This is a genomic window from uncultured Gemmiger sp. (genome assembly GCA_944388105.1).
GTDB lineage: Bacteria > Bacillota > Clostridia > Oscillospirales > Ruminococcaceae > Gemmiger.
On sequence record CALXHN010000061.1, the window covers coordinates 1 to 13,289 of the forward strand.

Below are 13,289 nucleotides of genomic sequence, written 5' to 3' on the forward strand. Positions count from 1 at the left end.
GCGGCTGCCAGCCTGCTGGAAATGCTTCTCTCGGTAATGGTACTGGTAGGCCTTCTGGTCAGTACGATCCCTATTGCCCAGGAGATGGTTTCCCTCTGGTTTTCGGACAATACCGATGCATTCCAGACGTTTTTGGGACATGCTTTCAATCTGGTCATTGGTATTGAGTTCATCAAGATGCTTGCCAAGCATAGTCCGGGAAGTGCGCTGGAAGTGCTTTTGTACGCCATCGCCCGCCAGATGATCCTGGGACATGCTTCCGCAATTGAAAACCTTATCAGTGTGGCTTCCATCGGTTTGATCTTCCTGATCCGCAAGTTTGTGTTTGTGCCCAGCTTCGGTTCCACCATGCCGGATGGACATACGGCTCCGGACCTGATGGAAAGCAACCACCACGACAGCGACGAGACATTCGGCTGAGATAAAAAACGCCCGCAGCATTCTTCCAACACGGGGAAGCGCTGCGGGCGCATTTTTTATAATACTCAAGTCCGGGGGCCTACCGGCTTATCCGGCGGATATTCCCCCTGCAGTTTAGCCTCGATGCGGCTGAGCCGTGCCTCCAATTGCTGGATGCGCTGCAGCTGCATGTCCGGCAGATCCTGCTGGTCCAGATCATCGGCGGGGCAGCAGCGGATGTTGTTGACCCGGACGACCTCCGCGGGAATGCCTACGGCGGTGGCGTTGGCGGGCAGGTTGTGGAGCACCACGCTGCCTGCCCCCACACGGACGTTGTCTCCGATGAATACAGGCCCCAAAACCTTGGCTCCGGCACCGATCAGCACGTTGTTGCCAACGGTAGGATGCCGCTTGCCGGTGTCCTTGCCGGTACCGCCCAGGGTCACGCCGTGATAGATGGTGCAGTTATCGCCGATCTCGGTGGTTTCGCCGAACACGATCCCCATGCCGTGGTCAATGAACAGCCGTTGACCGATCTTGGCCCCCGGATGAATCTCGATACCCGTAAGGTGACGGGAAATCTGGCTGACCAGGCGGGCCAGGAACAACAGTTTGTGCCGATACAGCCAATGGGCGATCCGGTGGGTCACCAGTACATGAAATCCCGGATACAGCAAAATCACTTCCAGCACATTGCGTGCTGCGGGGTCCTTGTCCCGTATATTCTTTGCGTCTGCCCAAAGGCCCATGCCGCCTACCTCTTTTCCTGTAAATTCGCTAATGGAATAACCATACCATATTTTCGGGAAAAAGGCAACGGAATCCCTTTTCGGGCGTGGGGGAATATGCTATAATACCTTTGTATATGGTCGGGTCATCCGGCCTGAAATATGGGAAAGAAAAGGGAAAAAATCGGGAAAGAACAGGGGGCAGTCATTATGAATCGAATGGAAGCGCTGGAAGAATATCAGCACGCGTGGAAGCGTGCGCAGCGCGATTACCGTGAAAAGATGGCAGCGGGTCAGTATCCGTATCTGCCGGTACTGGATGACATTCTTCAGAACGCCAACATTGAAAATCAGCTGCCCATTGGCATTGTGGAAATTCCGCTGGAACTGGTGGTGGGAACCAAAACGGCGGGCCGCACGGCGGCGTTTTCTTCCAATTTTCTGCCGCTGCTCAGCCCCAAGACCGAGTTTGCCACCAAGTGGGTTTCTCTGTGCATGGCCCATGTGGAGGAAGGCATCCGTGACCCCATCCGCTGCTTTGAATACCTGGGCCGCTTTTATGTGCAGGAAGGCAACAAACGGGTCAGCGTCCTGAAGTATTTCGGCGCGGATTCCATCTCTGCCAGCGTGACCCGTATCATGCCGCAGTACAGCGACAACCCGCAGATCCGCCAGTATTATGAATTTGTGGAGTATTATCCCATCTGCGGTATGTATACCCTGACTTTCACCCAGGAAGGCAGTTATGCCCGCCTGCAGAAAGCCATGGGAAAGGCTCCCGGAGAGAAGTGGACGGCCGAAGAACGCGCCGACATTCTTTCGCTGTATAACTGGACCAAGAAGGCCTATTATGCCAAGGGCGGTGAATCCATGCGCCCGACAGTGGGGGATGTCCTGCTCCTGCTGATCCGCCTGTACAAGGTGGATGATCTGAAGAAGCGCACCCCTGCCGAACTGGCCAAAGCCATTGAGTCGGTCTGGCCTGACGTTCTGGCCATCCAGAACCCGCAGCCCGTCAAGCTGAGCACCCAGCCCGCCGAGCCGGGACCCGCCCAGCCCAAGCTGTTGAACCGCATTCTGCCGGGGATCCGCACCAATTCCACGCCCACCCACCTGAAGGTCGCATTTGTCAATGAGCGTACCCCCGAGACCAGCGCCTGGACCAGTCAGCATGAATTCGGCCGCTGCCAGCTGGATCAGGTCTTTGCCGGACAGGTGGAGACCGTTGCCTATCACGGAGCGGTGGCGGGGGAGAACGCCGATGCACTGGTGGAACAGGCCATTGCGGAAGGTGCGGATATCGTCTTTACCACCAGCCCCAAACTGGTGGGGGCCTCCTTGCGCGCGGCCATCCAGCATCCGGAGGTTCGTATCCTGAACTGCTCGGTGGATATGCCGTACACCAGCATCCGGACCTACTACACCCGGGTATATGAGGCCAAATTCATCAGCGGCGCCATTGCCGGCGCCATGAGCCGCAGCGACCGTATCGGGTATGTGGCCGATTATCCCAGCTTCGGCACGCCTGCCAATATCAATGCCTTTGCCCTGGGGGCGCGCATGGTCAACCCCAAGGTCCGCATTGACCTGCAATGGACCTGCCTGCCCGGAGACCCCATGCAGGAATTCACCTCCAAGGGTATCACGATCATTTCCGGCCGTGACAACCCGGCGCCGGGGCGTCCTCAGCGGGAATTCGGCATCTTCATGATTCGTCCCGGGGGACGTCTGGAAGATCTGGCCTCGCCCTTCTGGCACTGGGGCCAGTTCTATGAAAATGTGATCCGCAGCGTGCTCAACGGAGCCTGGGCCAAGGATGCCGCCGACGGTACGCCCCGTGCGGTCAACTACTGGTGGGGCATGAACAGCGGCGTTATGGATGTGCTGTTCAGCCGGGAACTTCCCCATGATGTGCGGCATCTGGCGGGAATTCTGCGCCAGGGCATCATTGCGGGCGGCATCGACCCCTTTGCCTGCCATATTGTGGCGCAGGACGGGACCCTGATGAACGAAGGCCATTCCGGCTTTGCCCCCGAGCAGATTCTGCATATGGACTGGCTGTGTGATGCTGTTGACGGGGAGATCCCGGAATATGACGCCCTGACCGAGGCATCCAAGCCGATGTATCGCATGCAAGGGATCCACCGGGATAGGCTGCCGGTGGACAAGGAGGCTGAACTATGAGGCTTCTGGCCGTAGCGGATGAGGAATCCAAATACCTCTGGGATTATTATGAGCCGGAAAAACTGCGCGGCTATGACCTGATCATTGGCTGCGGGGACCTGAACTTCCATTATCTGGATTTCCTGGCAACCGTTGCGCCGGTGCCGGTGGTGTATGTGCATGGCAATCATGACGAAAGCTATGACGAACGCCCGCCCGCAGGGGCTGTGTGCATTGACGACGATGTGTTTTGCTATAAAGGATATCGGTTTTTGGGGCTGGGCGGCAGCTGCCGGTACCGTACCGGCGCCTGGCAGTTTACCGAAGCGGAGATGCGCCGCCGCATCCGCCGTGTCCGGGGCAAGATTGCCCGGGCAGGCGGGGTGGATGTGCTGGTGACGCATGCCCCTCTGCATGGTTACGGAGACCTGAATGATCTGGCCCATCGCGGGTTCACGGTCTTTCGGGAAGTTTTGGATACCTACAAGCCCGATGTGATGCTTCATGGTCATGTACATCTGACATATGGAGCCAACGTCGAGCGGGAACATCAATACGGCCAGACGCGCATCATCAATGCGTTTGAGCGTTTTACCATCGATTTGCCGGACAAGCCGGACATACCGGTTCACCAGGGGCTGCTGGCCCGCTGGCGCGGGTTTGGTGCAAACCGATAACGAGAAACAGGCGGGGGCATCCCAGCCGGAAAGAGGCAAAGATATGAAACAGAAGATCGGCGTTTTGGGGGCAGGTACCTGGGGTACGGCTCTGGCGCGTCTGCTGGCCGTAAACGGCCATGATGTGACCATGTGGAGTGCGATCCCCGAAGAACTCAAGAATATGGCCACCACCCACCGCCATCCCAACCTTCCCGGCATGGAATTGCCCGCTGCTATGCACTATACTGCCGATATGGCCGAGATCTGCGCCGGACGGGACCTGCTGGTATTTGCAGTGCCCTCTGTTTTTGTCCGGTCCACGGCCAAAAAGGCTGCCAAGTATATTCCGGACGGACAGGTCATCGTGGACGTGGCCAAGGGCATTGAGGAAAAGACCCTGATGACCATGTCCGAGATCATCGAGGATGAGCTGTCCAAGGTGCCGGGACACGAAACCTGCAAGGTGGTGGCCCTGTCCGGCCCCACCCATGCGGAGGAGGTGGCCCGGGACCTGCCCACCCTGATCGTGGCGGCCAGTGAGGACGAAGCAGCTGCCAGACAGGTGCAGAAGACCTTCACCAACCCCAATTTCCGCGTCTATACCAACAGCGACCGCCGTGGTGTGGAGCTGGGCGGTGCCATCAAGAATGTCATCGCGCTGGCTGTGGGCGTGGCGTTGGGCCTGGGGTACGGGGACAATGCCAAGGCGGCCCTGATCACCCGCGGCAACGCGGAGCTGTCCCGTCTGGGGGTGGCCATGGGCTGTCAGGCCAACACTTTCGCCGGCCTTTCCGGCATGGGGGACCTGATCGTGACCTGCACCAGCATGCACAGCCGCAACCTGCATGCCGGCATGCTCATGGGCCGTGGCATGGACGCCGAAACGGCCAAAAAGGAAGTGGGCCAGGTGGTGGAGGGCATCAACGCCCTGCCCGCTGCCCGCAAGCTGGCCAAGAAGTACAAGGTGGAAATGCCCATCGTGGAGGTGGTGGCCGATATCCTGTCCGGTCACCTGGAAGCCCGCAACGCCGTGGCCTCCCTCATGGGCCGGGACCTGAAACGGGAATGAGCCTCTTCTTTTCCGCCGCCTGCAGCACCCGCGCCATCCTGCCGGAAGAATTCAGTCGGCAATTGACAGACCTGTAAATGAAAAAACGCATCCGTGGGGAGAAATTCTCCACGGATGCGTTTTTGTTAGTGGAAAAAGCGGAGGCTCAGAACGCCAGACTTCCCTCACTGCGCCGCAGGTCGTTCCGCTCCAGCTCGGCCAGCAGTTCGTCCTGCTTCTGGTTCAGCAGCAGGCTCTGGCTGTACTGGGTGAACCGTTCGCACTCGTTCTCGGCCAGGAAGGCGGCGGAGTCCGGTCCCAGCGCCAGCTCATTCACAAACACCACCATCTCCTGGGTGTCGGGGAAGGCCCGCTCCATAAAATCAAAGGCGGCTTCCAGAGCATCCCCGGCGGCCGCTACGGCCTCTTCCCGGCGGCGCACCTGGGCGTTGAAACCGGCCCGCACCGTATCAAAGGCTTCGTCGTTGTCCATGGCGGGGTCCAGCTTCTTGCCCCAGCCCCGCATCAGGGCGGCAGCCCGGGTGTGGGCGGCGATCTGGGCGGCGGTCAGCCGGCCGGATGTCTTGCCTGCTTCCAGCTGGGCTTCATAGTCATCGCACTGGGCCGCAAACACGGCGGCAGGGTCGGTGATGTCCCCATTCAGGCTGCGCTTGAAGGCGCGCAGCTGTTGGTAGCAGGCATCGGTGGCCTCGTCGGTCTGACGGGCTTTGGCAAAACGGGTGTTCAGTCCGGCCAGCAGCAGGCTGACCAGGCTCATCCGCTCGTCAAAGGCAGCGTTGAGGGCGCGGTCCAGCACCGCATCAAAGGGCTTGCCCTGCAGGATATCCTCCACCCCATAGTCGGCGCGGTATTTCTGATACAAAGCCCAGTAGGCGGCAAAATCCCGGGCCACTTCCGGATGGCGCAGATACTGCCCGATGACCTCCTCGTCCGCAGGCAGACTCAGCGCCCCGGCCGCCTGCAGATAGGCGGACAGATCTTCCCAGCCGCGGGCGGTGACGAACTTGGGGCCGTCCACATCGTTCTCGATCTTGTAGAAGTGCTGGGGCCGCAGCTCCAGATAGGCAGTAATGCCGGGGTGCAGGCGGTGGGCGCGGGCGTATTCCTGCCAGACCGAAAGCTCCGGTTCAATGTCGATGCGCCGCACCCGGTCCAGGGTGACCAGGTCGAAGTCCCGCACGCTCTTGTTGTATTCCGGCGGGTTGCCGGCGGCCACGATGACCCACCCGGCGGGAACCGGCTGGTTGCCGAAGGTCTTGCCCTGCAGAAACTGCAGCATGGTGGGGGCCAGGGTCTCGGACACGCAGTTGATCTCGTCGATGAAGAGGATGCCGTTTTTCAGCCCGGTCTGCTCCATCTTCTCATAGCAGCTGGCAATGATCTCGCTCATGGTGTATTCGGTCACGCTGCGGTCCACGCCGGCGTAGTGCCGGTGCCGGATGAACGGCAGACCCACGGCACTCTGGCGGGTGTGGTGGGTGATGGTGTAAGCCACCAGGGCGATGCCGCAATCCCGGGCGATCTGCTCCATGATCTGGGTCTTGCCGATGCCCGGAGGGCCCATGAGCAGAATAGGCCGTTGACGGACCGGGGGGATCAGCGGGGTACCGGTGTCGTCGGTGGCCAGATAGGCCCGGACGGTGTTTTCAATTTCCTGCTTGGCGCGTTTGATGTCCATGCTTGCGTACTCCTTCCCGAATGCTTACAGCTGGGGCAGTTCGTCGGGGTCCCATTCCTGCCAATCCAGGGTGGGAGCCGTTTCCTTTTGTTGGGGCATAAATTCTTCCGGAGCCAGGATCAGCCGGATGGCCCAGGGCGGCACTTCCGGCGGCGGGCTCCCGTCTTCCAGAAAGAGAAAGGCCGTCTGATAGGCGGGCGGTCGGGCCGGGAATGTGCCCTTGCCGTCGGTGAAATACAAAACTCCCTGCAGATCCCGCAGCCGCCCTTCCTTTTGCAGCTCGTCAATGCGGGCGAAGGCGGGGCGGAAATCCGTGCCGCCGCCTCCGTTCAGCGTCAGGGCAGCGGCGTACCGTTCCAGGGTCTCGGTGTCCTTCAGGAAGGTGATATCCCGCACGGCATCATCACACTGCATCACCACGATGTTGCACTTGCTGAAAAAGCTGCCGGAGGTTTTCAGCAGGCCGAAGGTCTCCCGCAGGAAGGATTTCACCAGCTCCCCGGCGGTGGACTCGCTGGTGTCGATGACAATGACCAGATCCCGGATCTTTTTGCTTTCCCGGGTCTCCAGCGGTTCAATCAGAGGCATGTTTCCGTAGGTGGTCAGCCCGTAGGTGTAGTAGCCCAGATCAAACTCATCCAGATCCAGCCTGGGCTCCTCCCGCAATACGGCGAACCGGCGCAGGAAGTCCTTGTACAGCCGGCGGCTGCGTCCGGCTTCCACCTGGGCGGCCAGACTCTGGGCCCCGGCGGCTTCTCCCGCCTGACGTCCGGCCTGCTGCATGCTCAGCTGGGTCTCCCGGCCCAGCTGCTCCCATTGACGGCCCATCATCTGGGCGGCGGGGGAGTCCGGGTCGGTGGGCCACAGCCGGTGACTGTCACAGTAAAACTCCTGCTGCAGCTTGTCCAGCTCCCCGGCGCTGCACTGGGCCAGAACCCGGTAGATGGGGCCGGCGGCCACAAATTTGGCCTTTTCCTTGAGTTCGGCGTAGGTCTTTTGCCGCAGCCAGCTCACCGGCCGGGTCAGGGCCTCCACTCCCAGGGTGTCCAGGGTGTGCTCCACTGCAATGTCGCAGGCCAGCCCCCACAGAGCCGGGTCCCGACCTTCCCGCAGCCAGGGATGGCGGAAGATGCAGTGCAGCACACTGTGCAGATACGCCCGGGCCAGATACTTGCGGTTTTTGCGGTAAATGCGCAGCACCCAGGCGGGCCCGTAGACCAAGGCCGCCCCGTTGGTGGCGGGGCCGCGCTCCGGTTCCGGGTCAGGGGTCAGGCTCAGGGCCCCCAGGGCGGCATTCAGGTAGCGAAGCTGGATATACAGCTCGCTGCGGGTCAGTTCCATGGCGCGGCGTGCCATGGTGACTTCCCACTCGGCTTGTGTCTGTACATGCTGCGGCATGGTCCTGTCCTCCTTTGTATAAGCGTTCCGGCAAAAGCCGGTCACAGATCATCAAAATCGTAGGTCTTCTTCTGCTTCCGTCCGGCGCCGGAAGTGCCCGCCAGCAGCAGGGCTGCGCCCTCGCTCCATTGGGCCTGCCCGCAGGCAAGGGCCGCTTCCCGGCGGGACGTTTCGTCCAGTACCCCGGCCAGGGCCTGCAATGCGGCGGCGTCCCGGTCGGCCAGGATCACGGCCACGGCATCAGCGGCATGGTCCGCCAGATAGGCTCCGTACCGGGCACGGGCTTCTTCATTCAGCTGTACGGGGCAGCACAGCCGGTCCAGGGCCACCCGGCAGAGCCCTTCGGGGGACTCCTCCGCGTCAGCCATGGCGAAGGCGGCGTCATACTCTTCAAAGGCCAGCACACCCTGGTCAAAACACTGGCGATAGCGGTACCCCACCCCCTCAATGCTGTGGTTGAAGATGTGGGCGGGGGTGTTTTCATGCAGATACTCGGAAAATTCCGGGTAGTACAGGCGTGCCGGTGCTGTTCCGCCCAGAAACTCCACCCCGATGCCGGCAGCCACGGCGGCCAGCATCTTTTTCAGTCCGGTGGCTTCGTCGGGAGCGGCGCGCAGGGCAAAGGTGCGCAGGGCGCGGCAGTTGGTGAACAGGTCGCTGCCCAGGCTTTCGATCCCGGGCCCCGCCGTCAGGCAGCGCAGGGCACGGCAGTTGTAGAAAGCGCCGTTATGGATGGCTCGCACGCTGTCGGGCAGAATCACTTCCTGCGCAAACTCTCCGCAGACGGGGTGGTCGGAAGGACAGGCGCCCGCCGGCGTTTCCAGCTGTCCGCCTTCCGGCTCCCGGCGGGCGGAAAAGCAGTACGGCCCGATCTCGGTCACCGGCAGGCCGCCCGCTGTATCCGGCACCAGGGCACGGGGCGACTCCCCGAACAGGCGCAGCAGCCGAGCCCCGCCTGTGCAGGGCTCCCAAAGGATACTGACCGAACGCTGCATACTGCCACCTCGTTTCTGTTTTGGGTCCGGGTCTTTACAACAGGGCTATTATAGCATAAAATGTTGGGACGGGAAACACAAATCCCTGGGTATATGAAATGAAGAAAGATTTTGGGGAGGTTACAAGGTTTTATGCGCACATCGCACGGTCAAAACGCAATCCTGACGGGGTCCATACCCCGTCAGCTGCTTTTGTTCTTTCTGCCCATCTGGTTCGGGACCCTGTTCCAGCAGCTGTACAACACCGCCGATACCCTGATCGTCGGCAACTTTGTGGGAACCCAGGCCCTGGCGGCGGTGGGCGCCACCGGTGCTTTTGTTCAGCTGCTGGTGGGGGTGTTCGTCGGGCTGTGCAGCGGCGCCGGGGTGGTCATTGCCCAGAGCTACGGCGCCGGCAATGTGGAAGCGGTGGACCGTCAGGTCCACACCGCTCTGTCCATGGCCATTCTGGGCGGTGCTGCGCTGACGGTGCTGGGGCTGGTGACCAGCCGCGGCGTGCTGCTCCTCATGCAGACCCCGGCCGAGATCATCGACGCAGCCACTCTGTATCTGCAGATCTATTTCCTGGGCATGATTCCCCAGATCATCTACAATATGGGTACCAACATCCTGCGGGCGGTGGGGGACAGCAAGCGTCCCCTCTACTTCCTGCTCATTGCCTCCCTGGTGAACATCGTGCTGGACATCGTCTTTGTGGCCGGGTTCAAATGGGGTGTGGCCGGTGCCGCGCTGGCCACCATCATCAGCCAGCTGGCCAGCGCGGTGCTCACGCTGCGCTGTCTGGCAGGCTCCAACGGAATGCCCTGGCACCTGGAAACCGCCCGCATGCGGCCGGACCCGGCGGTGCTTTCCGATATCTGCCGCATCGGTCTGCCCAGTGCGGCCCAGTCGGCCCTGTACAGCATCAGCAACATCGTCATTCAGGCGGCGGTGAACGGGTTCGGCACCACGGCGGTGGCGGCCTGGAGCGTGTACGGCAAGATCGACTTCCTCTTCTGGATGACGGTCAGCTCCTTCGGTATCGCCATCACCACCTTTGCAGGGCAGAACTTCGGGGCCCGACTCTATGACCGGGTCCACCGCGGCACCCGGGTCTGCCTGGGCATGGCAGCCGGCACCACGGTGGCCATCAGTCTGGCGCTGTACCCGCTGGCGGAGCTGGCTTTCCGGCTGTTCAGCCAGGACGACGCGGTGGTGGCCCAGGGTGTTCAGATGATGCACTTCCTGGTCCCCACCTACATCACCTATGTCTGCATTGAGATCTTCTCCGGCGCGTTGCGCGGCTGCGGGGATGTGCGGGTGCCCACCCTCATCACCGTGTTCGGTGTCTGTGGGCTGCGGGTGGCCTGGCTGCTGCTGGTGGTGCCCCGCTTCCACACCATTCTCATGGTGGAAGCCAGCTACCCCATCACCTGGGCTCTGGCCAGTCTGCTGTTTGCTGTCTACTATTTCCAGGGCGGCTGGCTGCGCCGGTGTATGGCAGCTCAGGCTGCCAAGGATGCGCCGGCCGAAAGCTGAAAGGAGCCGGAGATGGATTTTCTGCTTCGCCCTGCCGTTCCCGACGACCTGAGGGAAATTCTGCGGGTCATGCATGTGTCCCGGCGGGCACTGGCTTGTCAGGACTGGTTTGTGCCGGATACAGAGGCATATTTTGCCTCGCATATCGATAGCGGGGAAGGGTTCTGCTATGTGGCCCAGGCCCCGGCCGGCGAACTGGCCGCCTATTTTACCGTCAAGCTGGCGGGGGAGGCTGCCGACGCCCTGGGCCGGCAGCTGGGGATGCAGGGCGCGGAACTGCGGGCCTGTGCCCAGATGGACAGCTGCTGTGTGGCACCGCCCTACCGGGGCCACAGCCTGGAAGGCCGACTGATGCAGCTGGCCGAACAACGCCTGTTGGATTGGCCTGACCGTCCCTATCGCCATTGCCTGGGCACCGTTCATCCAGATAACGCCGCCAGCCTGTACAGCTTTCTTCATCGGGGGTACCGCATTGCCGCCGCCGATGTGCTGTGTTACGGCGGGAAGCGCCGTCATATCCTGCAAAAAGATCTATAAAGAAAAGGGCCTCTGCCGGAATTCCACGGCAGAGGCCCTTTCTGGTTGAAAATTCAGACGGATTCTTCCAGCGCCTGTTGGGCTTCCCGCACCGCCGAAGCGCTGGTCTGCTGGATGTGCCATTCGTCCAGACCGGGCAGCCCCATGGGCACGCCCTCCCGGCGGAAGCGCATGCCGCTTTCCCGCAGGGTTTTGCCGCTCATGTGGAAGGCTCTGGCCCGGGGCAGCACCCGGCACAGCTCCCGGATGACCTGGGCGTTCACCCCGGCCCCGATGAGCACCTCGGGACCATCGGTCCGGTCCCGCTCGGCCAGCAGGGAAGTCAGCACGGTCCGGCCATCCAGGCAGCAAGCGGCGGCGCCGCTGGTCAGTACCGTGTCAATGCCCAGGGCCGCGGCGGCCAGATATGTTTCCACCGGATTGCGGGAGACATCGATAGCCCGGTGCAGTGTCAGACCGGCCCCGGGACCGGCTGCCCGGATCAGGCGGCGGACAGCGTCGGTGTCCACTTCCCCCTCCGCCGTAAGCGCACCGATCACAAACCCGTCGGCGCCGGCTTCCCGCAGCACCGGGATCTGGCGGCACATCAGGTCGATCTCTTCCGGCGTGTACAGAAAATCTCCCGGACGAGGCCGCATGAGGCAGCGCACCGGGATGGTGCTTTCTTCCCGGATCTGAGCCAGCAGCGCGGCATAGGGGGTCAGACCTCCCACGCCCAGGGCACTGCACAGTTCCAGCCGGTCTGCGCCCCCGGCCACCGCCGCACGGGCGGATGCCAGACTGTCCACACAAACTTCCAATACAGGTTTCATAATCGGGTCCCTTTCTCCGGATCAGTGTCCGGCCCTGTAAATTTGAACATAGTATACCACGGAGACCCGAAAATGCACAGTGCCCCCGCAGGGAAGATCCGGCGGGGGCAGCGGGCGGTTCTATAAAAAAACAGGAAAGGATGACTCAGGCTGCCCGGCCGCCCCGCACGACCCGCAGGGAGACTGCACGGCGTGTTCCGGCGGCACAGGAGGTCCGCACGGGTGCAGACTGTGTTTTGGGCGCAGGCTTGGACTCTGCCAGCCCGCAAAGAAAGTTCATTCCCACCAGGTCAGCCAGCCCCAGAAGCAGGGCGACGAGCCAGAATACCGTCCCCTCTGCGGCAGCGCAGAAGATTACCAGCAGCAGAAAGCCCATGGCCGACATCAGAAACCGACATACCTGTTGTTTGATCATTTGAAAGTTCATGATTCATACCTCCGCAAACTGTATCAATCACAACCAATTGTTGTTTCATGACCCCATGATAATACAACAAAGAGTTGTTGTCAACCCAAAAAACAACTTTTGAGTGAAAATTTTCCAATTTTCGCTCTTTACAGAAACTACCAAAGGTTGTATAATAAGCACATCAAAGAATCCCCGGCTCCCCCCGGCCGGAAAGGAGCTTGCAGATGTTTGCAGAACGCTTGAAGATGGCCCGCAAGGCCAAAAAATACAGTCAGGCTGAAGTGTCCCGTCTGTTGGGTGTGACCCAGCAGGCAGTAGGAAAGTGGGAAACCGGCCGCTCCACGCCGGATCCCCAGACCGTTGCCCGTCTGGCTGAGATCCTGGACACCACCGCCGACGCTCTGCTGGGGCTGCACAATGCGGCCGCGACCATCAGCCAGGACGTCATGGCCCGCTATGAACAATGTCTTGTCCCGGTGGTGGGCACGGTGCGTGCCGGTTACGGTGCACTGGCCTTTGAGGAGGACTATGGCAAAGAATATGCCAGCGTCAAGGACCCGCAGAACTACTTTTATCTGGTGGTCAAGGGCGACAGTATGGAACCCCGCATTTCGGACGGGGACCTGGCGCTGGTGCGTCGCCAATCCACATTGGACAACGGGGACCTGGGGGTCATCGTGTTTGGCGTGGACGGGGAAGGCACCCTGAAAAAGTACATTCAGCGGGGGAACTCGGTGGTATTGCATCCCTTTAATCCGGCGTATGATGAGGTGGTCATCAAGGGGGAGGACCTGGACCATCTGTACATTGCCGGCAAAGTGGTGGAGACCAAGGCCAAGTGGTAAGGCCTTTTTACAGTAACCAGTATACCAGCAGAAAAGTCCGTTAACCGGGACTTGCGTCCGATAAGCGTGCAGGCGCAGC

At 61.1% G+C, this 13,289-nt stretch carries 13 protein-coding genes; 7 read left to right on the forward strand and 6 right to left on the reverse strand.

Going from position 1 to position 13,289, the window contains the following annotated elements:
- The coding region (locus Q0K17_RS07755; RefSeq protein WP_294541808.1) for a transporter at positions 1–420 on the forward strand (420 nt) is incomplete at its 5' end.
- A gap of 65 nt (positions 421–485) precedes the next feature.
- Here the strand turns inward: Q0K17_RS07755 and epsC are convergent.
- The gene (epsC, locus tag Q0K17_RS07760) at positions 486–1,148 is read right to left on the reverse strand and encodes a serine O-acetyltransferase EpsC (protein ID WP_294541810.1); all 663 of its coding nucleotides are present in this window, start codon (positions 1,146–1,148) and stop codon (positions 486–488) included.
- A gap of 189 nt (positions 1,149–1,337) precedes the next feature.
- Here epsC and Q0K17_RS07765 point away from each other — a divergent pair, with 189 nt between their 5' ends.
- Genes Q0K17_RS07765 through Q0K17_RS07775 form a run of 3 tightly spaced genes read left to right on the forward strand, consistent with a single transcriptional unit; the run spans position 1,338 to position 5,018 of the window.
- A complete protein-coding gene (locus tag Q0K17_RS07765; protein ID WP_294541813.1) occupies positions 1,338–3,311 on the forward strand; it encodes a BMP family ABC transporter substrate-binding protein in 1,974 nt (657 codons plus the stop codon).
- Positions 3,308–3,967: a metallophosphoesterase family protein gene (locus Q0K17_RS07770; RefSeq protein ID WP_294541815.1), complete on the forward strand. Its 660-nt coding sequence runs from the start codon at positions 3,308–3,310 to the stop codon at positions 3,965–3,967. The genes Q0K17_RS07765 and Q0K17_RS07770 overlap by 4 nt, the downstream gene beginning before the upstream one ends.
- Positions 3,867–5,018 (forward strand): NAD(P)H-dependent glycerol-3-phosphate dehydrogenase, encoded by a 1,152-nt coding sequence (locus Q0K17_RS07775; RefSeq protein ID WP_294541817.1) that lies wholly within the window; start codon positions 3,867–3,869, stop codon positions 5,016–5,018. The genes Q0K17_RS07770 and Q0K17_RS07775 overlap by 101 nt, the downstream gene beginning before the upstream one ends.
- A 145-nt stretch (positions 5,019–5,163) precedes the next feature.
- Here the strand turns inward: Q0K17_RS07775 and Q0K17_RS07780 are convergent, their stop codons facing one another.
- The 3 genes from Q0K17_RS07780 to Q0K17_RS07790 are packed head-to-tail and all read right to left on the reverse strand — an operon-like array spanning position 5,164 to position 9,089.
- Positions 5,164–6,696, reverse strand: coding sequence for an AAA family ATPase (locus Q0K17_RS07780; RefSeq protein ID WP_294541819.1), 1,533 nt, complete (start codon positions 6,694–6,696; stop codon positions 5,164–5,166).
- Between the two features lie 24 nt (positions 6,697–6,720).
- Positions 6,721–8,094: a VWA-like domain-containing protein gene (locus Q0K17_RS07785; RefSeq protein WP_294541821.1), complete on the reverse strand. Its 1,374-nt coding sequence runs from the start codon at positions 8,092–8,094 to the stop codon at positions 6,721–6,723.
- Between the two features lie 41 nt (positions 8,095–8,135).
- A complete protein-coding gene (locus Q0K17_RS07790) occupies positions 8,136–9,089 on the reverse strand; it encodes a leucine-rich repeat protein (RefSeq protein WP_294541824.1) in 954 nt (317 codons plus the stop codon).
- Positions 9,090–9,221: 132 nt separating this feature from the next.
- Between Q0K17_RS07790 and Q0K17_RS07795 the strand changes: the two genes are divergently transcribed.
- Together Q0K17_RS07795 and Q0K17_RS07800 are read left to right on the forward strand one after the other, a co-directional pair.
- Positions 9,222–10,607, forward strand: coding sequence for an MATE family efflux transporter (locus tag Q0K17_RS07795; RefSeq protein ID WP_294541827.1), 1,386 nt, complete (start codon positions 9,222–9,224; stop codon positions 10,605–10,607).
- A gap of 12 nt (positions 10,608–10,619) precedes the next feature.
- Complete coding sequence (locus Q0K17_RS07800; protein ID WP_294541829.1) at positions 10,620–11,144, forward strand: GNAT family N-acetyltransferase; 525 nt, start codon at positions 10,620–10,622, stop codon at positions 11,142–11,144.
- A 53-nt stretch (positions 11,145–11,197) separates the two neighbouring features.
- Here Q0K17_RS07800 and Q0K17_RS07805 read toward each other — a convergent pair whose 3' ends face one another.
- Positions 11,198–11,956 carry a copper homeostasis protein CutC gene (locus tag Q0K17_RS07805; protein WP_294541831.1) on the reverse strand — a complete coding sequence of 253 codons (759 nt, stop codon included), beginning with the start codon at positions 11,954–11,956 and terminating at the stop codon, positions 11,198–11,200.
- A 145-nt stretch (positions 11,957–12,101) separates the two neighbouring features.
- Positions 12,102–12,383 (reverse strand): hypothetical protein, encoded by a 282-nt coding sequence (locus tag Q0K17_RS07810; protein WP_294541833.1) that lies wholly within the window; start codon positions 12,381–12,383, stop codon positions 12,102–12,104.
- A gap of 206 nt (positions 12,384–12,589) precedes the next feature.
- Between Q0K17_RS07810 and Q0K17_RS07815 the strand changes: the two genes are divergently transcribed.
- On the forward strand, positions 12,590–13,210 hold the full coding sequence (locus tag Q0K17_RS07815; protein ID WP_294541835.1) for a LexA family transcriptional regulator: 621 nt from the start codon (positions 12,590–12,592) through the stop codon (positions 13,208–13,210).
- Positions 13,211–13,289 lie beyond the last annotated feature (79 nt).

Excerpts from the sequence above, each read along its gene's own strand:
- Q0K17_RS07805 (WP_294541831.1), bottom strand. The coding sequence starts at position 11,956 with ATGAAACCTGTATTGGAAGTTTGTGTGGACAGTCTGGCATCCGCCCGT.
- Q0K17_RS07780 (WP_294541819.1), bottom strand. The coding sequence starts at position 6,696 with ATGGACATCAAACGCGCCAAGCAGGAAATTGAAAACACCGTCCGGGCC.
- Q0K17_RS07810 (WP_294541833.1), bottom strand. The coding sequence starts at position 12,383 with ATGAACTTTCAAATGATCAAACAACAGGTATGTCGGTTTCTGATGTCG.
- Q0K17_RS07800 (WP_294541829.1), top strand. The coding sequence starts at position 10,620 with ATGGATTTTCTGCTTCGCCCTGCCGTTCCCGACGACCTGAGGGAAATT.
- Q0K17_RS07815 (WP_294541835.1), top strand. The coding sequence starts at position 12,590 with ATGTTTGCAGAACGCTTGAAGATGGCCCGCAAGGCCAAAAAATACAGT.
- Q0K17_RS07785 (WP_294541821.1), bottom strand. The coding sequence starts at position 8,094 with ATGCCGCAGCATGTACAGACACAAGCCGAGTGGGAAGTCACCATGGCA.
- Q0K17_RS07795 (WP_294541827.1), top strand. The coding sequence starts at position 9,222 with ATGCGCACATCGCACGGTCAAAACGCAATCCTGACGGGGTCCATACCC.
- Q0K17_RS07765 (WP_294541813.1), top strand. The coding sequence starts at position 1,338 with ATGAATCGAATGGAAGCGCTGGAAGAATATCAGCACGCGTGGAAGCGT.
- Q0K17_RS07790 (WP_294541824.1), bottom strand. The coding sequence starts at position 9,089 with ATGCAGCGTTCGGTCAGTATCCTTTGGGAGCCCTGCACAGGCGGGGCT.
- Q0K17_RS07775 (WP_294541817.1), top strand. The coding sequence starts at position 3,867 with ATGCGTTTGAGCGTTTTACCATCGATTTGCCGGACAAGCCGGACATAC.
- epsC (WP_294541810.1), bottom strand. The coding sequence starts at position 1,148 with ATGGGCCTTTGGGCAGACGCAAAGAATATACGGGACAAGGACCCCGCA.
- Q0K17_RS07770 (WP_294541815.1), top strand. The coding sequence starts at position 3,308 with ATGAGGCTTCTGGCCGTAGCGGATGAGGAATCCAAATACCTCTGGGAT.